The organism is Paenarthrobacter sp. NPDC090517 (assembly GCF_044769165.1).
GTDB lineage: Bacteria > Actinomycetota > Actinomycetes > Actinomycetales > Micrococcaceae > Arthrobacter.
On the sequence record NZ_JBIVXN010000007.1, the window covers coordinates 25,494 to 44,766 of the forward strand.

General features: G+C 62.4%; 20 protein-coding genes. 11 read left to right on the top strand and 9 right to left on the bottom strand.

What is annotated here, in order from left to right; all coding sequences use genetic code 11:
* The first annotated feature begins 68 nt into the window (after window positions 1-68).
* Complete coding sequence (locus ACIQTW_RS18430; RefSeq protein WP_402939918.1) at window positions 69-737, top strand: DUF6318 family protein; 669 nt, start codon at window positions 69-71, stop codon at window positions 735-737.
* Window positions 738-740: 3 nt separating this feature from the next.
* Complete coding sequence (locus ACIQTW_RS18435; protein ID WP_402939920.1) at window positions 741-1,691, top strand: PKD domain-containing protein; 951 nt, start codon at window positions 741-743, stop codon at window positions 1,689-1,691.
* Between the two features lie 21 nt (window positions 1,692-1,712).
* Here the strand turns inward: ACIQTW_RS18435 and ACIQTW_RS18440 are convergent, their stop codons facing one another.
* The 3 genes from ACIQTW_RS18440 to ACIQTW_RS18450 all read right to left on the bottom strand — a co-directional run bounded on the left by ACIQTW_RS18440 (window position 1,713) and on the right by ACIQTW_RS18450 (window position 3,451).
* Entirely contained in the window at window positions 1,713-2,174 is a 462-nt protein-coding gene (locus tag ACIQTW_RS18440; protein WP_402939923.1) for a DUF3817 domain-containing protein, read from the bottom strand.
* 83 nt (window positions 2,175-2,257) lie between these two features.
* Entirely contained in the window at window positions 2,258-2,866 is a 609-nt protein-coding gene (locus tag ACIQTW_RS18445) for a hypothetical protein (RefSeq protein ID WP_402939926.1), read from the bottom strand.
* A gap of 78 nt (window positions 2,867-2,944) precedes the next feature.
* Window positions 2,945-3,451, bottom strand: coding sequence for a hypothetical protein (locus ACIQTW_RS18450; protein WP_402939929.1), 507 nt, complete (start codon window positions 3,449-3,451; stop codon window positions 2,945-2,947).
* 102 nt (window positions 3,452-3,553) lie between these two features.
* Here ACIQTW_RS18450 and ACIQTW_RS18455 point away from each other — a divergent pair, with 102 nt between their 5' ends.
* The 5 genes from ACIQTW_RS18455 to ACIQTW_RS18475 all read left to right on the top strand — a co-directional run bounded on the left by ACIQTW_RS18455 (window position 3,554) and on the right by ACIQTW_RS18475 (window position 9,260).
* The gene (locus tag ACIQTW_RS18455) at window positions 3,554-4,273 is read left to right on the top strand and encodes a FadR/GntR family transcriptional regulator (protein WP_014923019.1); all 720 of its coding nucleotides are present in this window, start codon (window positions 3,554-3,556) and stop codon (window positions 4,271-4,273) included.
* Window positions 4,270-5,295, top strand: a complete 1,026-nt coding sequence (locus ACIQTW_RS18460; RefSeq protein WP_402939933.1) for an asparaginase — start codon at window positions 4,270-4,272, stop codon at window positions 5,293-5,295. Before ACIQTW_RS18455 ends, ACIQTW_RS18460 begins: the two co-directional genes overlap by 4 nt.
* Window positions 5,296-5,308: 13 nt before the next feature.
* Complete coding sequence (locus ACIQTW_RS18465) at window positions 5,309-6,724, top strand: aspartate ammonia-lyase (protein ID WP_402939936.1); 1,416 nt, start codon at window positions 5,309-5,311, stop codon at window positions 6,722-6,724.
* A 134-nt stretch (window positions 6,725-6,858) separates the two neighbouring features.
* Window positions 6,859-8,367, top strand: a complete 1,509-nt coding sequence (locus ACIQTW_RS18470; protein WP_091463511.1) for an amino acid permease — start codon at window positions 6,859-6,861, stop codon at window positions 8,365-8,367.
* 221 nt (window positions 8,368-8,588) lie between these two features.
* The gene (locus ACIQTW_RS18475; protein ID WP_402939939.1) at window positions 8,589-9,260 is read left to right on the top strand and encodes a FadR/GntR family transcriptional regulator; all 672 of its coding nucleotides are present in this window, start codon (window positions 8,589-8,591) and stop codon (window positions 9,258-9,260) included.
* Here ACIQTW_RS18475 and ACIQTW_RS18480 read toward each other — a convergent pair.
* From ACIQTW_RS18480 to ACIQTW_RS18500, 5 genes are read right to left on the bottom strand one after another with little or no spacing between them, the layout of a single operon-like run.
* The gene (locus tag ACIQTW_RS18480) at window positions 9,257-10,126 is read right to left on the bottom strand and encodes an amidohydrolase family protein (RefSeq protein WP_402939942.1); all 870 of its coding nucleotides are present in this window, start codon (window positions 10,124-10,126) and stop codon (window positions 9,257-9,259) included. The genes ACIQTW_RS18475 and ACIQTW_RS18480 overlap by 4 nt on opposite strands.
* Window positions 10,123-11,088, bottom strand: a complete 966-nt coding sequence (locus tag ACIQTW_RS18485) for an aldo/keto reductase (RefSeq protein WP_402939945.1) — start codon at window positions 11,086-11,088, stop codon at window positions 10,123-10,125. The genes ACIQTW_RS18480 and ACIQTW_RS18485 overlap by 4 nt, the downstream gene beginning before the upstream one ends.
* Window positions 11,073-11,387 (bottom strand): L-rhamnose mutarotase, encoded by a 315-nt coding sequence (locus ACIQTW_RS18490; protein ID WP_402939948.1) that lies wholly within the window; start codon window positions 11,385-11,387, stop codon window positions 11,073-11,075. The genes ACIQTW_RS18485 and ACIQTW_RS18490 overlap by 16 nt, the downstream gene beginning before the upstream one ends.
* Window positions 11,380-12,702 carry an alpha-L-fucosidase gene (locus ACIQTW_RS18495; RefSeq protein WP_402939951.1) on the bottom strand — a complete coding sequence of 441 codons (1,323 nt, stop codon included), beginning with the start codon at window positions 12,700-12,702 and terminating at the stop codon, window positions 11,380-11,382. Before ACIQTW_RS18495 ends, ACIQTW_RS18490 begins: the two co-directional genes overlap by 8 nt.
* Complete coding sequence (locus ACIQTW_RS18500) at window positions 12,699-14,003, bottom strand: L-fuconate dehydratase (RefSeq protein WP_402939954.1); 1,305 nt, start codon at window positions 14,001-14,003, stop codon at window positions 12,699-12,701. The genes ACIQTW_RS18495 and ACIQTW_RS18500 overlap by 4 nt, the downstream gene beginning before the upstream one ends.
* A gap of 139 nt (window positions 14,004-14,142) precedes the next feature.
* Here ACIQTW_RS18500 and ACIQTW_RS18505 point away from each other — a divergent pair, with 139 nt between their 5' ends.
* The 4 genes from ACIQTW_RS18505 (at window position 14,143) to ACIQTW_RS18520 (ending at window position 18,647) form a co-directional block, all read left to right on the top strand.
* The gene (locus tag ACIQTW_RS18505; RefSeq protein WP_402939957.1) at window positions 14,143-15,063 is read left to right on the top strand and encodes a fumarylacetoacetate hydrolase family protein; all 921 of its coding nucleotides are present in this window, start codon (window positions 14,143-14,145) and stop codon (window positions 15,061-15,063) included.
* 7 nt (window positions 15,064-15,070) lie between these two features.
* The gene (locus ACIQTW_RS18510; RefSeq protein WP_402939960.1) at window positions 15,071-15,832 is read left to right on the top strand and encodes an SDR family NAD(P)-dependent oxidoreductase; all 762 of its coding nucleotides are present in this window, start codon (window positions 15,071-15,073) and stop codon (window positions 15,830-15,832) included.
* Between the two features lie 154 nt (window positions 15,833-15,986).
* The gene (locus tag ACIQTW_RS18515) at window positions 15,987-17,285 is read left to right on the top strand and encodes an ATP-binding protein (protein WP_402939963.1); all 1,299 of its coding nucleotides are present in this window, start codon (window positions 15,987-15,989) and stop codon (window positions 17,283-17,285) included.
* A 117-nt stretch (window positions 17,286-17,402) separates the two neighbouring features.
* Complete coding sequence (locus ACIQTW_RS18520; protein WP_402939966.1) at window positions 17,403-18,647, top strand: low temperature requirement protein A; 1,245 nt, start codon at window positions 17,403-17,405, stop codon at window positions 18,645-18,647.
* Window positions 18,648-18,732: 85 nt separating this feature from the next.
* Here ACIQTW_RS18520 and ACIQTW_RS18525 read toward each other — a convergent pair whose 3' ends face one another.
* A complete protein-coding gene (locus tag ACIQTW_RS18525; RefSeq protein ID WP_159732660.1) occupies window positions 18,733-19,269 on the bottom strand; it encodes an HD domain-containing protein in 537 nt (178 codons plus the stop codon).
* Window positions 19,270-19,273: the final 4 nt, after the last annotated feature.

Consider the following 19,273-nt stretch of genomic DNA (forward strand, 5'->3'; position numbering starts at 1 on the left):
ATGAATGGAACTTCACTCCCGGCCTAGACTGACCGGCACACCGCCAAACAGCTGCTGGGGAGTCTGTCATGTCACGCCTTTCGTTTGCTTCTTTTTCTTTTGTTCGCGTCCGAACGGCGGTTTTGGCTCTGACCGCTGCGCTGCTTCTGAGCAGTTGTCAGGGTGGCTCCGTGCCTGGCGGCCCACCTTCAGAAACAAGTTCGACGACGGCGTCGCCCACCGCGAGCGTTTCGGTTCCCTCCGCTTCGGCTACTCCGTCAGCGCCTCCTGTCTACAAGCCTGCCGACGCGAAGGGGAAGGCGGAGAACGTGCCCGTTCCGGTGATGCCGGAGCTGGCAAAGGAGAACTCGAAGGCGGGGCTGGAGGCGTTTATTGGGTACTGGTACGCCCAGTTGAGCTACAGCTACGAGACCGGGCAGACTGAGCAACTGACGCCACTTAGTAGGTCGACGTGCGCCTTATGCACGTCCCTGCATAAAGGAGTCGAGAGCGGTTGGCGAGAGGGGCGATGGATATCCGGGGCCGCAATCAGATCGACGAGCGTTGAGGCTGACTTTGATCCGACAGTGTCCACCCAAGTCGCCGCAGTGCAGGTCATCCAGGAACCGATCGAAATTCGGACGCCAGATGGATCGCTTTATCAAGAGCCGACAGCCGCAACGAACTCGGCAAGCAGGGCAGCGCTGACGTTCGAGGATCAGCGTTGGTTACTGATCGACCTTGGTCTTCTCCGCTAGCCGATGCAGAATCCCAAGCGTATCGCTGCCGCTCTTTTAGCCTCCACCTTCGCTTTGCTGTCCATCCATTGCGGTATAGCCGTTGCCAAGGACCCAAAGATAGACATCGGATACGTCGATAACGGGCTGAAACTGACGGGAACCCAGTGGATCAGGGACCCTGCCACCGGCAGTTTTACACCGTTTGTTGAAGGCAGCACTGCAGGTTCGGAGGATCCAAATCAGTACATGGCTGACGTGCACTGCCGATCAGGTGGAACGGACACTCCCGACAGGGGTTGCCTAACGATGGAATGCCCTGCCAAGACACCAGGAGGCCAAGAAGGCACACCGGTCATCTGGCGACAGGCACCAAAGTCCATCACCAACCCAACATGGACCGACTACCCAGCCGTCAGCGGACCCACCTGCCTCTACGACGCCGAGCCCGAGAACGTCCTGGCCAATATCGCCGCCAGGATCCTCACCGACTTCCGGCAACTTCCCGTCAATCCGGGAAGCCTCGAAGCACAACCCTTCCCCCACACCCTCAAAGGCGGACCCACCAACTTCTACGCCACCGCCGGAGAACAAGGCTTCGACGTCACCATCCTCGGCCAAACCGTCCACCTGACCGCCACACCCGCCAACTACACCTACACCTTCGGCGACGGAACCGTACTAGGCCCCACCCAGGCCGCCGGCTACTCCATCCCCGAAGCCGAATGGCTCAACAACGAGACCCGAACCAGCCACACCTACACAGACACCGGCAACTACCAAGCAAACCTCACCACCAGCTTCACCGGCACCTACTCCGTCAACAACGGACCACCACTACCCATCAACGGAACCCTCGACATCACCACACCCGCCAAAACCATCCAAGTCTGGAAAACAGAAAAAGCACTCGTCGCCGACACCTGCCAGGAAAACCCCAACTCCTGGGGCTGCCCCGGTGCCGGGGGCAGATAATGCGCGAGGCTGAAGTGGGAGTTAGGAGAACCAGGTGCCCGGAGGGCCCATGAACAGCAGGAAGCTAAACACTGCGCCCACGGCAACCAGGGTGACAACTACGGCAAGAATCGGGTTCCGCAGAACCCAAGCCTGGGCCTTCTCGAAGCCTCCCTGAGGCTCCTCTCCCCCGGCAGCCAAGCGCCAGTCACCGGCGAGGAGGCCGCGACGGTCCAGCGACTTCTCCATGGGGATTGTGGCATAGGGGATCACTGCTGAAGCGATGGACAGCAGGCCGGTACGGGTCGTCCACTTCTGGTTAATCCACGTGAACGCGGCCGTTGCTGCGTAGCAAAGGAACACGAAGCCGTGGATGCCTCCCGCAATGCTCACACCAACGTCTGTGGTGCGCGTGACGTACTTGAGGAACAGCCCGATCAGCAGCAGCGTCCATGTCACGGCCTCGGCAAAAGCAACGGTACGGAACAAGGTGCGGGGCTGCATGGAAGTCCTCAGGTAGAAAACGGGAGACACACCCTATTTTACCGGCTGTAGAACTTCCCGTGGGTCAATCAGTGCAACCGCAGTCACTCTGGAGAAGGGAGCGCCTCCCGGTTGCGGATCCGAGAGTCGCCGAATTCCAAGGCCACAGGCGCAATCTCCACGGCAGGCTCGTGCCTGGTCCGGGCTTTCCCGACTGCGATGTGCGGTAACCATCGGGGCGACCTGTAACCAAGTGCGGGCGAGCTCAAGATGAAGTCGTCGATGTTGTCGAGGCCGAGGTCGCCAAGAAGTACGTGCAGCCCTTGCACCAAAAGTGCTTGGTAGTCGTGAACCTCCTGGGGCACGTCCACTTCGAGCCCCATGAGACGGCCACCGCCTAGGGGAATCAGTTTGTCCGACTTCCCCAAAAAGCCCTGCAGTACCGGCAACTCCGTCAACCAACCAGCCACCTCGGGAAGTACCTTCTCCGGGGGTGACAACCCCTTCGTCCACCCCAAGATGTCCGTTCCCAGCTCGTCCAGGATCCCAACGTGCAGCAATGTCATGTGCAGTCCTTGCGGCTTGCGAAGGGAGTCGACAAAGCGGTTGAGACCCTCGTAGTCCAAGGGCCCTGCCCCAACACGTACGACGGGCACCTCCACAGTGATGCGGGATCCATGAGGTTTGCTTCCAGGGGAGACAAGGTCCGTCATGGATGCCATTATGCGCCGGAATCCAAGCCAACGGCAGGCCGACGACGCAAGCCGAGTGCCGCCGTCGTGCGTGAAGCCTTACTTTTTGGAGCGGGCCTGAACCAGGTTGGCGAACGGAAGACGGCCATAGGCGGCAACAAAGTCAGCGTGGTAGGCGGCCTCGGCGGCGTTTACTTCGGAGGCGGGGAGTTCCTTCCATGCAACGATCAGGTCAAGGGCGTCGCGAAGTTGCCAGATGAGCCGGGCGTCCCAGATGACGGTGGGTCGTCCACGGCCGTAATCCATGAACTCTTGAAGTTGCTTGCGGAGGCCCCGATTGCCTTGGCTTCCGGTGCTGGCTTTGCCGATGTACAGCACAGAAGCATCCGGAATCCATTCGGACTCCAGGGATTCACGCTTGAGGCTGGGGTCCTTCTTTTTGAACGTACCGGCAGTGCTCTTGGCAAGAAACACCGGCTCGAAATCCGCGGGACGGAGGATTGCGAAGATACCAGGTCCTTGGGGAATCCTCATGGGATCGAGTTCGTCGAGCGGCCGGAAGCCGGTGAACCCGTCCTCGGTGAGTGACTTTTTGGTGAAGAGCATGCTCCATTGTGCGGGCCGCCCCTGATAGGCCCAAAGACGCCAAAACCTGAAGCAAACCTTTCAGCGTTGACAGGCACTTGTGACCCGTGCCATATTCAAAACGTGAACCTGTCAGACAGCCGGACAGCCGGACAGCAAGGACCCCAGGGTGGGCATACGCCTATCTCACGCATTTCCGCAGCTGAAGCGGTCTTTGCGGCCCTTCGGCGCGCCATCGAGGGCGGCCAGTTCGATATCGGAACCAAGCTGAGCTCCGAGGCAACCCTGGCAGGCCAGTATGGCGTTAGCCGTTCAGTCATCAGGGAAGCGTTGAGGTCCTGCAACACCTTGGGCCTTACCGTGACCAAGACCGGCAAGGGCACGTTCATTGTTGCCAACAAGGTTGCTAATGACCTTACCTTGGGTCAGTACAGTGCGCGTGATCTTAACGAAGCCCGCCCGCACATCGAGATCCCGGCGGCCGGCCTCGCGGCCCAAAGAAGGACAGAGGAAGAGCTGGAGCACCTCAAGGACATCGTCCAGGAGATGCTCACGGAGAACGATCCCGAAGCCTGGGTGAACTTGGACGCCAGCTTCCACTCAGCCGTGGCCCGCGCCAGCGGAAACCGGGTATTTGCCAGCGTGGTGTCCGATATACGTGAAGCCCTGGCACACCAATCCGAAACCTTGAACCTCGTGGCAGACCGGCAACACCGCTCTGACGAGGAACACGTCGCCGTGCTCAACGCAATCGAAGCCGGCGACTCCGAAGCCGCAAGCAAAGCGATGGCCGCTCACCTGCAGGCCGTCAGCGTCGCGCTGGACACGATCCTCAGCAAATGACACACCCAAAGGACACTGCCACCATGCCCGCCCCCGAAGCACCGGCCCAGGCCCACGCGAAAAAAGCACCGAACCACGTCCCGCTCGTAGAGGTAACCCGCGACGGCCTGGTGGAGAGCATCCATTACGGCTCGCTGATCGCCCTCAGCGCCGATGGCGGCACCGCAATCCAAGCCGGCGAACCCGATGCCCCCATGTACCCGCGCTCAAGCCTGAAGCCGCTACAGGCTGTTGCGCTGCTCAAGGCCGGTTTGGACATCCCCCAGGACCTCCTCGCGCTGACCGCTGCCAGCCACTCCGGCGCGCAGATGCACCGCGATGGCGCCGCCGAGATCCTGAAGCTGCACGGCCTCACCGAAGCGGCCCTTGGTAACAGCACAGACCTGCCCTACGGCGTCGCTGAGCGTGAAGAGTGGCTACGCCAAGGCAACAGCCCCACCCAAATTGCGCAGAATTGCTCCGGCAAGCACGCTTCCATGACCGCAGTTTGCGTCATCAACGGCTGGCCTGTGGAGGGGTACTTGCATCCCGAGCACCCGCTTCAGGTCCTGGTCCGCGACACCATCACGGAACTGACCGGTGAGGAAGCTGCGGCAGTCAGCACGGACGGCTGCGGCACTCCGCTGTTCGCACACTCGCTTCACGGTATGGCGCGCGCTTACGGCCGCATCGCCGCTGCCGATGAAAGCACCGACGAGGGCAAGGTTGCCCACGCCATGCGCCGCTACCCGCAGATGGTGGCCGGCGAAGGCCGTGACGTCACCGCTCTCATGCGGGCAGTCCCTGGACTCCTCGCGAAGGACGGTTTTGAGGGACTCCAGCTTGTCGGCCTCCCGAATGGCACCGGCGTGGCGATCAAGATTTCCGACGGCGGCGATCGCGCCCGCATGCCCGTCACCGTTGAGGTCCTCCGCAAGTTGGGCGTCGACGGCGGCAGCTTGGACACGCTTCAGAGCCCACCCGTGCTGGGCGGCGGCCTTCCCGTCGGCGAGCTCCGCGCAGCCCAAATTTTCAGCAACTAAACCAAGGACAGCTATGACCACCGTCGATCAGGCGATCCCCCTCCGTTCCGAACACGACCTTCTGGGCGACCGCGATGTACCCGCGGACGCCTACTGGGGCGTCCACACCCTGCGCGCTATCGAGAACTTCCCCATTACAGGGCAGCCCCTCTCCACCAATAAGCACCTCGTCAGGGGCCTCGCCGCTGTGAAGCAGGCTGCGGCCCGGACCAACCACGAGCTTGGCCTGCTGGACGCCGAAAAGGCGGGTGCCATCGAGCAGGCTTGCCAGGACATCATGGACGGCATGCTCCACGAGCAGTTCATGGTTGATGTGATCCAGGGCGGCGCGGGAACCAGTTCCAACATGAACGCCAACGAGGTCATCGCCAACCGCGCGCTGGAGATCCTGGGACACCCCAAGGGCCACTACTCCAAACTGCACCCGAACGACCACGTCAACCTGAGCCAGTCCACCAATGACGTCTACCCGACGGCGGTGAACCTCGCCACGATCTTCTCCGTGAAAGAACTCCTGGAAGCGCTCGAAGAACTTGAGCTGGCCTTCGCGGAGAAGGGCCGGGAGTTCCGGGCGGTCGTGAAGATGGGACGCACGCAGCTGCAGGACGCCGTTCCCATGACCCTCGGCCAGGAGTTCGGCGGTTACGCCGTGACAATCGGCGAGGACCGGGCGCGCTTGGACGAGTCCCACATGCTGATCCACGAGATCAACCTTGGAGCCACGGCAATCGGCACCGGCTTGAACGCCCCGGCCGGCTACGCTGAGGCAGCCTGCCGCCATCTCGCCGAAATTACTGGCCTTCCCCTCCTGACGGCTGCTGACCTCATTGAGGCCACGCAGGACGTAGGAGCTTTCGTTCACTTGTCCGGCGTGCTGAAACGCGTGGCAGTGAAACTCTCCAAGATTTGTAACGACCTCCGCCTGCTGTCCTCCGGACCGCGTGCGGGTTTGGGCGAGATCAACCTTCCGGCCGTGCAGTCCGGTTCGTCGATCATGCCCGGCAAGATCAATCCGGTGATCCCGGAAGTGGTCAGCCAGGTGGCCTACGAAGTCATCGGCAACGATGTCACAGTCACCATGGCCGCGGAGGCCGGCCAGCTTCAGCTGAACGCCTTCGAACCGATCATTGTGCACAGCCTGCACAAGAGCATCTCCCACCTGGAAGCAGCGTGCCGCACCCTTACGGCGCGCTGCGTCCGGGGCATCACTGCAAACACCGAACGGCTACGGCTTACCGTGGAGCAGTCGATCGGTCTCGTCACGGCATTGAACCCCCATATCGGTTACGCCTCCGCCACCGCTATCGCCCAGGAAGCGCTGGCAACGGGCAAGGGCGTAGCGGAACTCGTGTTGGAGCACGGTCTCCTGACCGCCACCCAGCTTGAGGAACTGCTTAGCCCCGAACGTCTGGCAAATCTCAGCAAATAGGCCGAAACTGGCTTTCTAAACGCCCCAGTCGTCCCGCCCATGAGGCACACCCACACGAGGCTTTGTTCCGCGTGCCCGGACCCCCGACCGGACATGCCCAGGACACCCCCAACAGGACACCCCTAAGGATTCCAATGACCAATCCCATCACGGACCACACGGTCCCGGCCCAAGCGCACGCCAGCGAGAAAGCCCTCCACAAGGAGGACTCCGGCTACCACAAGGACCTTAAGCCCCGCCAGATCCAGATGATCGCGATCGGCGGCGCAATCGGCACCGGGCTGTTCCTTGGCGCCGGCGGCCGACTCAACGCAGCCGGCCCCTCCCTCGTTATCGCCTACGCAATCTGTGGCTTCTTCGCTTTCCTGATCCTCCGCGCACTCGGTGAACTCGTTCTGCACCGCCCGTCCTCGGGATCCTTCGTTTCCTACGCCCGCGAGTTCTATGGCGAAAAAGCAGCCTTCGTTTCGGGCTGGTTCTACTGGATCAACTGGGCCACCACCACCATCGTGGACATCACCGCAGCGGCGCTCTACATGGAGTTCTTCGGTAAGTACGTCGCTTGGATAGGTGCCGTTCCACAGTGGGCGTGGGCGCTCATTGCACTGGTTGTAGTGCTCTGCCTCAACCTGGTCTCCGTGAAGGTCTTCGGTGAAATGGAGTTCTGGTTCGCGCTGATCAAGGTGGCGGCACTGGTGGCGTTCCTCCTGGTGGGCACCTACTTCGTCATCTTCGGCACCCCGGTGGAGGGCCAGGAAGTCGGCTTCAGCCTCATCGCAGACAACGGCGGGGTCTTCCCCAACGGCGTCCTTCCAATGATCATCCTCATGCAGGGTGTGCTCTTCGCTTACGCCTCGATTGAACTCATCGGCACCGCGGCCGGCGAAACTGCCAACCCCGAGAAGATCATGCCCAAGGCCATCAACTCCGTGGTCATCCGCATCGCCCTCTTCTACGTTGGCTCCGTGATCCTGCTGGCTCTCCTGCTGCCGTACACCTCTTACGAGAAGGGCGTCAGCCCGTTCGTCACGTTCTTCGGTTCCATCGGAGTGGAGGGCGTGGACGTCATCATGAACCTCGTGGTCCTCACCGCTGCGCTGTCTTCCCTGAACGCCGGGCTCTACTCCACCGGCCGCATCCTCCGTTCCATGTCGGTAGCCGGCTCGGCCCCGAAGTTCGCCCAGCGCATGAACAAGGCAGGTGTCCCCTACGGTGGCATCGCCATTACCGCCGGCGTTTCCCTCCTGGGAGTTCCGCTGAACTACCTCGTTCCGGCCGACGCTTTCGAGATCGTCCTGAACGTCGCTTCCGTGGGCATCATCGTCACCTGGGCCACCATCGTCCTGTGCCAGATGCAACTCAAACGCTGGGCCGACAAGGGATGGCTGAAGCGCCCGTCCTTCCGGATGTTTGGCGCCCCCTACACGGGCTGGTTGTCCTTGATCTTCCTGGCGGCCGTGCTGATCATGGTGTTCATCGAGTCCCCGTTGACCATGCTGGTCACCGCGATTGCCTGCGGACTCATGGTGTGGGGCTGGTTCCTGTGCCGCAAGCAAATTCATGAGCTTGCCGCCACCCGCGACGGTTACACCGGCAGCGCGCCGGTGATTGCCAACCGCCCGCTTCCCGGCGGCGACAAGTAAGCGGCCAGTAGCAGCGCCGAAAAGTAACAACCGCTAACTCACGACGGCGGCACTTGGGTTCCGTAACAATCGGACCCCAGGTGCCGCCGTCGTCGGTTAACGCCCCCAAGTAGGTCGCAGTTGAGGCCGTTTTGAGGGCTGAAAACGACCTCAACTGCGACTCAATTGGGTGAGGACGCGGCGGAGACAGACATCCGATCATTCGTGGCTACTATTGGTCCATGGCTGTCACAGACGAGGCGATCAGCAAGATCAAAGACATGCTGATCCGCGGGGAACTCAAGGCCGGCGATCGTCTTCCGCCGGAAAAGGAACTGAGCGAACGGCTCGGTCTTTCCAGGAGCTCATTGCGTGAGGCCGTGAAAGCCCTCGAACTGATCCGCGTGCTGGATGTCCGCCGCGGTGACGGCACTTACGTGACCAGCCTCGATGCGAAGCTGCTCAACGAAGCCGTGGCCTTTGTGGTGGACCTGCACCAGGACCGCTCCATCCTGGAACTCTTTGAGGTCCGACGAATCCTGGAGCCGGCCACCGCGCATCTGGCGGCGGGCAAAATCACGCCCGGGGAGCTCCTTGCCCTGAGAAGCACCATGGACGGCATCGACGAGAACACTGACGTTGAGGAGCTCGTGGCCCATGACCTTGAGTTCCACAGCATCATCACCGAGGCCGCCGGAAATGATTACCTCGGGAGCCTCCTGGAAGCCCTGTCCAGCAGCACCGTGCGGGCCCGGATCTGGCGTGGACTGACACAGGAAAAGGCTGTGGCGCACACCTTGGCTGAACACCGCGCCATTGCGGACGCACTTGAACGGGGCGATGCCGAACTAGTGCGGGCCCTCGTCACTGTGCATATCAGTGGCGTGGAGAACTGGCTGCGGCAGGCGCTCTAACCTTCGGCAATAGGGGTGACCGCCAGGCCGTAGGTGCGAATAGCCGTTTCCTCAAGCACCAGGTCCTGCTCCGAAGGACTCAAGGTAGACACGAGTTCCAGCAAGACATCCAGAGTCCTGCCATAGGGTGCGCCCAATGTGCTCACTGGCCAGTCGCAGCCGATCATCAATCGCTCCGGACCGAAAGCCTCCAGAGCTGATTCAAACAGAGGTCGCAACGTATCCGGGGTGTACTCAACGCCCGGCAAATGCAGTCCGGAGAGCTTCGCCACCGAGTTCGGTTCCCGCCCGAGCGCCCGGAAATCAGCGCTCCACGAATCCATAAGCTCAGGATCAGCCAGCGGCGGCTTACCCAGGTGGTCCAACACAACCGTCAGTTCCGGCATCTCGCGGGCCAGCCGAACCGCGGGCCCCAGATGCCGGGGAAAAGCATCGGGGATGTCCAAGGTGAGACGTTCCCCAGCCACCAACGCCAGGGAATCGCGAACAGCGGGAAGGTCCAAAAAGTCATTGCGGGGATCATCATGCACCAGGTGCCGAACACCTTTGAAGACGGGCTGGGTTGTGAAGCGGTGCAACTGCTCTGCAGCTTCAGCAGGCGAATCCAACCTGACCCAGCCCACTACGCCGAGCACCCAGGGATTCCGCGCTGCAACCGCCAACATGCTCTCGGTGTCGGCTACGCTGTCGTCGGCCTGGATCAGAACGGCTCCCCTCACGCCGGCAGCGTCCAACGTCTCGCGCGCCTCGTCCTCGCCAAAGCTGCGGAAGAGCGCACCGTGTTGCGGTCCGAGCCACGGATAGTGGCGCACACCGCCGGTGACGAACGTGTCCAAGGTCCACAAGTGCAGATGCGAATCAATCACGCCATGCGCTCCTCCAACGCATTCCACAGTTCGTCCGGTACGGCCGCCTCCATTCTGGCAGCGTTCGTGACCACCTGTTCAGGAGAAGTCGCTCCGGCTGTCACGTTCACCACGGCCGGATGCCGCAGCGGGAACTGGATCGCCGCCGTCGGGAGTTCCACGCCGAAGTCCCGGCAGAGATCCGCGAGCGCACGCGCACGCTCCAGCACCTCCGCCGGTGCTTGATCGTAGTTGTAGTGCGCGTCTTCCGGAACGTCGGGTCGGGCCAAGAGGCCCGAGTTGTAGGCGCCCACGCTTACGACGCCGGTGCTTCGCTCCACACAGCGTTCAAGCAACGGAACGCTGGGCTGCTCAATAAGGGTATACCGGCCGGCGAGCATTACGAGATCGAGATCAGCGGCTTCGACACATTCCAAGGCTGCCTCAGCGGAGTTGATGCCCACACCGATTGCCCCGACCACTCCTTCGGAGCGCAGTTTCTCCAGTGCTGGAAGGCCCTGGGAAATTCCGGCTTGAAGATCGTGAACGTCGGGGTCGTGCAGGTATGCGATGTCCACATGGTCCAAGCCGAGCCGCTCCAGGGAGTCCTCGATGCTGCGCCGGATGCCTGTTCCGGAGAAGTCCCATACGCGTCGTGACGTCGCGGGGACCTCGAAGCCTTCCGAGTCCTGGCCGCCACCGGAGTTGGGTTCGAGTAGCCTGCCCACCTTGGTGGAGATGACGAATTCGTTCCGGGGTTTATCACGGAGGACGGCGCCCAATCTCTGCTCCGAGAGGCCAAGGCCGTAGTGGGGCGCTGTGTCGAAGTAGCGGATGCCCGCGTCCCATGCAGAGAGCACTGTTGCGAGCGCCTCCCCGTCAGGGATCGCCCGGTAGAGGTTCCCGATGCCCGCTCCGCCGAAGCCCAGTTTGCCTAATTTGCCTGGTTTGCCGAGTTCAAGTGAGTTCATGGCAGCTCCCATACCTTCTGAATACCCGTATCCTCCCCCGAGTAATCGTCCTGGACCTCCAAAAGTTCAGCCATTCGGGCTTGCCACGACATATTGGCAGGATGGCCGGCGAGCGCGTGCCGCATTGCCTGATAGTCGTCGACGTCCACTACATGGAAAAGATCGAGTCCGCTGCGCCAGATTCGCCAGTTCCGGACGCCGGCATCCTTGAGCGCTGCCATCAGGTCAGGGGGAATGTTCGCGTGCGCGTCGGCGTACTCCTCTTCGGCTCCCGGTTTCAGCTTGGTGTGCAGGGCGATGCTTTCAGTCACGGGCGGCCTCGCGCTCCACGGCCGACGGCGTCGCAGCCTCCGGCGTCAGGAACAGTTCCAGCACCGGGACGGCAACGTTCGGGCGCTGGACAGGGAGTTTGATGGTCAGGGTGCCTGGCGGCTGGCCTCCCTGCTTCATGTTCATGGCCTGCTGCCCGGGGTCTACCTCTTTGAGGAACACCTCGGACGCGTCGTTCAGCAACTGCGCATACTCAACCTTGCCGGCGAGGTCCGGGAGGTGTACATACTCGAACGGCCAAGCGAATAAGTGAACATAGAGCCTGTCCCCACTCAGGGTGTAGCGGGCGTCCGTCGGTGCCTTGAACGGGGAGGCCCCCGTTCCGTAGATGGCGCGCGAGTGCAGCTTCATCCACTCACCGATGCCCTTCAAGGACGTCACCGCCCGCGGATCGAGGTTTCCCCTACCCGTGGGGCCGACGTTGAGCAGCAGGTTGCCGCCCTTGGACACACCGTCCACGAGCATGCGGATGAGCAGGTCCACGGATTTGTAGTTCAGGTTGTCCCTGTCATAACCCCAGCTGCCGTTGAGGGTCTGGCAGGCCTCCCAGGTGACCGGTTCGCCGCCCACCATCATGGGCCCGGCGGGCTGGTACTGCTCGGGAGTGACAAAGTCGCCGGGGATCTCCAGCCGGTCATTGACCACAATGCCGGGCTGCAGCTCCCGCACCATGGCGAGCAATGCCTCCGATTCCCAGTCCTTCCGGCCCTTGCCACCCCAGAATTCTTCTTCGTGCCCGCCTGTGTAGGAGAAGTCGAAGAACAGGTAGTCAATGGTGCCGTAATTGCTCAGGAGTTCGCGCACCTGGCCGTGCAGGTACTCGCGGTAGCGCGCCATGTCGCGCCCGGCGTTCAAGCTTTCGACGTCGGTCGCGTTCCGTTGGGGGTGTACGCCGTCCACGGTGAAGTCGGGGTGGTGCCAGTCGATAAGCGAGTGATAGAAGCCGACCTTCAGCCCCTCGGCCCGGAGTGCTTCCACATAAGGCGCTATCAGGTCGCGGCCGGCCGGCGTGTTGGTGGCCTTGTAATCCGTCAGCGCGGAGTCCCAGAGGCAGAAGCCGTCATGATGCTTGGTAGTGAGCACCACATACTTCATCCCTGCGTCCCGTGCTGCGCGTGCCCATTCCCGGGGATCGTAGAGGTCGGGATCGAAGCGCTGGAAGTACTTGGAGTACTCCTCCACTGTGATTTCTTCCTGGTTCATCACCCACTCGTGCCGGGCAGGCAGGGCGTAGATGCCCCAGTGAACGAACATCCCAAAACGTGCCTCTTCGAACCAAGGTGCGTGCTGGATCAACGGGATTCCTTCCATACGGGGCCGTTGGGAAAGCTGTACGCGGCCAGTGTTTCACGGAGCATTTCGTTACCAGCGCCAGGATCCGACGGCGGCCAGTACGCGCCGTCGTGGACGTCCACAGGTGTGATGAAGTGTTCATGGAGGTGGTCCACGAACTCGATGGTCCTGTTCTCCTTGGTCCCGGACACCGCAATGAAGTCGAACATGGACAGGTGCTGGACGGCTTCACACAGACCGACACCACCGGCATGCGGACAAACCCTCACACCGAACTTGGCAGCGAGAAGGAGAATTGCGATGTTCTCATTCACTCCCGCTACCCGGGCCGCGTCAATCTGCAGGACCTGAAGCGAGCCGGCCTGGAGCATCTGTTTGAACACCACCCTGTTTTGGACGTGTTCGCCGGTGGCCACCGGGATGGGCACCACTGCGCGGGCGATGGCGGCGTGGCCGAGGATGTCGTCAGGGCTGGTGGGCTCCTCAATCCAGGCAATGTCGTACGGGGCAAGGTGCGCCATCCAGTCGATGGCCTCCTGCACATCCCAGCGCTGATTGGCATCTACCGCGATTTTGACGTCCGGACCAACGGCAGCGCGGGCAGTCCGCACGCGCCGGATGTCGTCCTCCAAAGAGGCGCCAACTTTCAACTTGATCTGGGCGAATCCGTCAGCCACGGCTTCCTTGGCCAGCCGTGTGAGTTTCTCGTCGCTGTAGCCCAACCAGCCCGGTGTCGTGGTGTACGCGGGGTAGCCTTCAGCGCGAAGTGCCTCTTTGCGCGTTTCCCTTCCGGGTTCGGTAGTGCGGAGGATGTCCAAAGCTTCATCCGGGGTGAGCGCGTCCGTGAGGTAGCGGAAGTCCACGAGTGCTACGAGCTCCTCGGGTGTCATGCCGGCGAGCAACTCCCAAAGGGGAAGCCCTGCGCGTTTGGCTTTCAAGTCCCACAGCGCATTGACCACGGCGCCGATAGCCATGTGCATGACACCTTTCTCGGGACCCAGCCACCGGAGCTGCGAGTCATGGGCCAACAGTTTCCATGTGGCCCCCATGTCTGCCAGCAGGTCCTCAACCGTGCGGCCGAGAAGGTGCCCACGGAGGGCCTCGATCGCCGCCGTCTCCACCTCGTTCCCCCGCCCGATGGTGAACACAAATCCGTGGCCCTCATGCCCGTCCCCGGCATCCGTGCGGATGACCAGGTACGCGGCGGAATAGTCCGGATCCGGGTTCATGGCGTCAGAGCCATCCAGTTCCAGTGATGTGGGAAAGCGGATATCGAACGTATCCATTGCGGTGATGATGCTCATGCGGCTCCTGAAATGCGTCACGATTCTTCACGAGCCTAAACATCCGATGTCTACCTTGTCAATGGGTCACATTTCCGTATTATGGGTGACAACACCACACTAGAGCTCGGATGTTAGTCCCGAACGCACGGAGGAAGCCATGACCTTGAAATTCGCCAGGCTGGGTACGGCCGGAAACGAACAACCGGCCGTCATCGCCCAGGACGCCGACGGCGCTGAGAAGTACTTCAGCCTTAAGGCCCTGACCAACGACATCGACGGCGGTTTCCTCGCCTCGGACGGCATTGAACGCACCCGCGAAGCCCTCAATAAAGGGGAACTCCCCGAGATTTCGCCGGAAGGCCTGCGCATCGGCGCCCCCGTTGCGAGACCCGGCGCAGTGGTGGCCATCGGACTCAACTACACCGCACACGCTGCCGAATCCGGTGCTACGCCGCCCGAGGTTCCCGTGGTGTTCCTCAAGCCGACCAACACTATCGCCGGGCCTTTCGACGCCGCCCCCATCCCGCCGTCGTCGGAAAAGTACGACTGGGAAGTGGAACTGGCAATCGTGATCGGCAAGGAAGCGTCATACCTTTCCTCCCTTTCCGAGGCCGAGGGCTGCATCGCCGGCTATGCTGTGGCCAACGATCTCTCCGAGCGCGACTACCAGATCCCCGGAGCTGCAGGGCAATGGACCAAGGGCAAGACCCTTCCCGGTTCCACGCCCCTGGGTCCATGGCTGGTTCCGGCCTCGGACATCGATGCCGGCAACCTTCACCTGCAGACCTTGGTTAACGGCGAAGGCCGCCAAGACTCCAACACCTCGGACATGATCTTCGACCCCGCCACGATCGTCCACCACCTCAGCCAGTACATGGTCCTGGAGCCGGGCGACGTGATCATCACGGGCACTCCCGAGGGCGTGGCGCTGTCCGGCAGATTCCCCTTCATCCAGCCAGGTGACGTGGTGGAGTTGGAAATTGAAGGACTGGGCCGTCAACGGCAGGAATACTTCCGGGCGCAGGCCGGCTCCCCAACACAGCCCGGTGCACCTGCTCCCGTCCGCATCCACGCCTGAGATCGTCATGGCACCCTCTTTGGCCAACGAATTCGAGGGCCTGACAGCGCTCGTGACAGGCGGCGCCTCCGGCATTGGGGCAGCGATCGCCGACCGTCTCGCGGCCGGCGGTGCACAGGTGGCGGTCCTGGACATCGCCCCCGAAGCCAGCCCGCACTTCGGCGTGCAGTGCAATGTGGCCCATGACGCCTCGGTGCGAGGCGCCGTCGAGCACGTTGTGCAGCAGTACGGCCGTTTGGACATTGTCATCAATAACGCCGGCATCGGCGCCCAGGGTGACATCGCAGCGAACGACGACGACGAGTGGCTTCGTGTCCTCAATGTCAACGTAGTGGGAATCGCCCGTGTCAGCAAGGCGGCCCTGCCCTACCTTCGTGAGTCACCGGCAGCCGCGATCGTGAACACCTGTTCCATTGCGGCGACTGCCGGGCTTCCGCAGCGTGCCCTGTACTCGGCGTCGAAGGGCGCGGTCTTGTCGTTGACGCTCGCCATGGCAGCGGACCACGTCCGAGAGGGGATCCGCGTGAACTGCGTAAACCCCGGCACCGTGGACACTCCCTGGGTTGGCAGGTTGCTCGATTCGGCTGCTGACCCTGCAGCCGAGCGCGCCGCCCTCAACGCCCGCCAACCGCACGGCCGGATGGTCGACCCCGCTGAGGTAGCCGGCGCCGTCGCCTATCTGGCGAGCCCGTTGTCGGGGTCGACGACCGGGACCTCACTGGCTGTCGACGGCGGGATGCAGGGTCTGCGGCTACGGCCGGTTCAGTAGGGGCTGCTTCAGCCAGTGGGGGCTGCTTCGTGGGGTGACCGGCCTCAGGGTTTCGTAACGCAACGGACCCGCAACCTCCTGCAGCGCTGGTTCGCCTATGCTCAACTCCAAGAGATCAACGGCGACTCACTTAGCAGACTCAGGAGATACAGCCATGAGCAACTGGCGCATCAGGGACTTCCATTCCTCCGATTTGGACGGCATCCTGCACCTCTGGGAGTCACTCAAAGCCGATGGCGTGGAGCCCGTCTACGCGTTGTCTGAGGTACTGGCGTCCTGCGAAAAGGACCACGCGGTGGTGGCTGTCCAAGGCGACCAGGTGGTGGGCGCCGCCGTCGGACGCGCCGCCCATGACCAGGGCTGGATCGTTTTCCTGGCCACGCTCACGGAGTTCCGCGGCCGCGGCATCGGCACCTCGCTGCTATCCGCCGTCGAGAACCGCATGGCCCCGCACGGCCTCAACAAACTCTCTGCGCTCATGCCGGAGACCGAAACACGCGTCGAAGCTTTCCTGGGACGCGGGTTCGTGGTGAAGAAGAACCTCCGTTACTTCGAGCGGACCATCCCCGTTCAGCGGCAGGAACTTGGCGCGTTGGGGCTGCTAGGTGGTCGCATCCTTGCCCGGGACCTCTGGGAGAACGTGGCAGGCATGCGCCGCGAGAAGGAACTCTTGGAACGGCGGCTGGTTCTGCCATTGGCCGAGGCCGACCTCGCCGACGAATACGGCGTGGTCCCGCCGCGCGCCGTCGTGCTTTTCGGCCCTCCGGGCACCGGCAAGACCACGTTCGCCAAGGCCATCGCGTCGAGGCTCGAGTGGCCGTTCGTGGAGGTCTTCCCGTCGCGCTTGGCCTCTGATCCCAAGGGACTGGCAGGCGCACTGCGCGAGACGTTCCTGGAAATCGCCGAGCTGGAACACGCCGTGGTCTTCATCGACGAAGTGGAGGAAATCGCGTCGCAGCGCGCCGGTGACCCGCCGTCGCCGCTGCAGGGCGTCACCAACGAACTCCTCAAAATCATTCCGGCCTTCCGCGAACAACCCGGCCGGCTGCTGGTCTGCGCCACGAACTTCATCCGCGCCCTGGACACCGCGTTCCTGCGCCACGGTCGGTTCGACTACGTCATCCCGATCGGCCTCCCCGACGTCCACGCCCGCGAAGCCATGTGGCAGCGATTCATCCCCGCCACCGTGGTGGACTCAGTCGATATCGCCCAGTTGGTGGAGCGAACGGAGGGCTTCTCCCCCGCGGACATCGAGTTCGCTGCCCGCAGCGCCTCCCAGCGGGCCCTGGAAAAAGCGGTGTACGACGACGACGGCTCCGGTCTCGCTTCCAACGGACGTAAAGGACCGGTCACCCAGGACTACCTCGACGCGATCGGTGATACCCGGACCACCGTCAGCGCCGAGGTGCATCAGGACTTCCTGGAAGACATCGACGTGTTGGGGCGCGTGTAGGGCTGCGTTTTCCCCGAGTTCGCCGGAACGCTGCGGGATCGTTGGAACATTCCAAGGGTCCTCGACGCATTCCGGCGATCTCGGCATGGAGGTGAGGGCAACGGTAATCTTTGAGCCATGTCCTCGAATCCCCTTCGCCATGCGCTGTCCCGCATGGGCGGCCGCGATCCCCATGAAAAGCACCGCACAGCAACACCGCTGGAGCTCTTTTTTGACTTGACCTTTGTTATCGCCTTTGGTGTCGCCGGCAACCAGTTCGCCCATGCTGTGGCAGAGGCGCATTTCTGGCCAGGCCTCCTCGCCTTCTCGTTCGCCATGTTCGCGGTGATCTGGGCCTGGATCAACTTCACCTGGTTCGCCAGCGCCTACGACACCGATGACTGGGTGTTCCGCGTGGTCACCATGGTGCAGATGGTTGGCGTCCTCATCCTGGCCATGGGCGTCGAGCCGGTGTTCCACTCCATCATTGAGGGCAAGCACGTGGACAACTTCACCATGGTGCTCGGCTACATCGTCATGCGGGTGGCCCTGATTTTCCAGTGGCTGCGTGCAGCCAGGCAGGATCCAGAACGGCGGGAAACGTGCTTGCGCTACGCGAAGTACGTGGCGATCGTCCAAGTCGGATGGGTGGTGGTTCTCTTGGTCGATGCAAGCGTCCTCACCACCTTCCTCATGGCAGCTCCGCTGTTCGTCATGGAGATGGCGGCACCGTACTTCGCGGAACGCAAGATCCGTACCCCGTGGCACGCGCACCACATCGCGGAAAGGTACGGGCTCCTGGCCATCATCGCCCTGGGTGAATGCTTGATTGGTGCCATTGAAACCCTGCGTGCCATTGTGGCCACCCACCAATGGTCCATGGATGCCGCCTTGGTTGGGTTGAGTGGCACCGGGCTGGCCTTCGCCATGTGGTGGATCTACTTCATCCTGCCCTCGGGTCCGGCACTCCACGTCCAGCGGCACCGTTCATGGGTGTTCGGCTATGGGCACATGCCGATCTTCGCTGCCATTGCCGCCACAGGTGCGGGACTGCACGTTGCCGCTTACTACATTGATCATGAAGCCCACATTCCTGCAGCCGCCGCCGTGGCCTCCATCGCCATTCCCATCATCATTTTCAAAGTCTCCCTCAGCACGCTGTACGGCATCATGCTCGGCCTGGACCGCGAACACTTGTGGAGCTCCGCGCTGGTGGTCCTCGGCTTGGCTGCAAGCATTGCCATGGCCGGAGCGGGAGCCTCTGTGCCGATCTGCATGCTGGCAATGATGGGGGTCCTGGGCCTGTCTATCGCCTACGACGAACGGCGGGGACACAAGGGCCGGGCAGCAGCCCTCCGGCGGCTCGAAACCGCCGCGGGCTAAGGCATTCCCGCGTTGCGGGGCCTGCTCTGCACCCCATCTGCCCTCCAAGGCACGCAGAGTGGGCCCCACAACGAATGCCTGTGGGCTACTCGGGAACGATCTCGTCCAGTTCCCGAAGCAAGTACGGGTTGATCCGCTCCAGGATCATCCGAACCTCTTCACGGGGAACCGCCGTATAAAGGACAGGTCGGGCATCCGCGTAGCGGGTGACCGGCGGCTTGTCCGGCCACTTTTCAGCAAGTGCTTTGACCCTCTCCGGCAAGGAATTGTGGGCGTTGTCCGCGATCTTCACCAACGTTGCGTCGTGGTCCTCCGCAACGAAACGGATGCCGGCGTCGTAATCATCCGGGTCGTCGTGAAAGCGGCGGGTGACGCGTTCGATGATGTCTACCGCCCGCTCGGATACTCCCATTTCAAGCAGGGCCTGACGGGTGATGGGCGTATCCTCGGCGATGTCGTGAAGGTAGCCTGCGATTTGGATATCTTCGTCAAAATCGGCGAGCGCATCTCCCACGGCCAAAACGTGCTCCCGATAAGGACGCTTCAGCTTGTCCTTCTGCCGGTTGTGAGCCACCTCGGCCAAAACCTGGGCTGTCTCTACGGTAAAGCGTGGTTCGGTCATGCTG

Excerpts from the sequence above, each read along its gene's own strand:
- ACIQTW_RS18465 (WP_402939936.1), top strand. The coding sequence starts at position 5,309 with ATGACCACCGTCGATCAGGCGATCCCCCTCCGTTCCGAACACGACCTT.
- ACIQTW_RS18525 (WP_159732660.1), bottom strand. The coding sequence starts at position 19,269 with ATGACCGAACCACGCTTTACCGTAGAGACAGCCCAGGTTTTGGCCGAG.
- ACIQTW_RS18475 (WP_402939939.1), top strand. The coding sequence starts at position 8,589 with ATGGCTGTCACAGACGAGGCGATCAGCAAGATCAAAGACATGCTGATC.
- ACIQTW_RS18440 (WP_402939923.1), bottom strand. The coding sequence starts at position 2,174 with ATGCAGCCCCGCACCTTGTTCCGTACCGTTGCTTTTGCCGAGGCCGTG.
- ACIQTW_RS18450 (WP_402939929.1), bottom strand. The coding sequence starts at position 3,451 with ATGCTCTTCACCAAAAAGTCACTCACCGAGGACGGGTTCACCGGCTTC.
- ACIQTW_RS18520 (WP_402939966.1), top strand. The coding sequence starts at position 17,403 with ATGTCCTCGAATCCCCTTCGCCATGCGCTGTCCCGCATGGGCGGCCGC.
- ACIQTW_RS18445 (WP_402939926.1), bottom strand. The coding sequence starts at position 2,866 with ATGACGGACCTTGTCTCCCCTGGAAGCAAACCTCATGGATCCCGCATC.
- ACIQTW_RS18430 (WP_402939918.1), top strand. The coding sequence starts at position 69 with ATGTCACGCCTTTCGTTTGCTTCTTTTTCTTTTGTTCGCGTCCGAACG.
- ACIQTW_RS18510 (WP_402939960.1), top strand. The coding sequence starts at position 15,071 with ATGGCACCCTCTTTGGCCAACGAATTCGAGGGCCTGACAGCGCTCGTG.
- ACIQTW_RS18470 (WP_091463511.1), top strand. The coding sequence starts at position 6,859 with ATGACCAATCCCATCACGGACCACACGGTCCCGGCCCAAGCGCACGCC.
- ACIQTW_RS18515 (WP_402939963.1), top strand. The coding sequence starts at position 15,987 with ATGAGCAACTGGCGCATCAGGGACTTCCATTCCTCCGATTTGGACGGC.
- ACIQTW_RS18485 (WP_402939945.1), bottom strand. The coding sequence starts at position 11,088 with ATGGGAGCTGCCATGAACTCACTTGAACTCGGCAAACCAGGCAAATTA.
- ACIQTW_RS18505 (WP_402939957.1), top strand. The coding sequence starts at position 14,143 with ATGACCTTGAAATTCGCCAGGCTGGGTACGGCCGGAAACGAACAACCG.
- ACIQTW_RS18435 (WP_402939920.1), top strand. The coding sequence starts at position 741 with ATGCAGAATCCCAAGCGTATCGCTGCCGCTCTTTTAGCCTCCACCTTC.
- ACIQTW_RS18500 (WP_402939954.1), bottom strand. The coding sequence starts at position 14,003 with ATGAGCATCATCACCGCAATGGATACGTTCGATATCCGCTTTCCCACA.
- ACIQTW_RS18460 (WP_402939933.1), top strand. The coding sequence starts at position 4,270 with ATGACACACCCAAAGGACACTGCCACCATGCCCGCCCCCGAAGCACCG.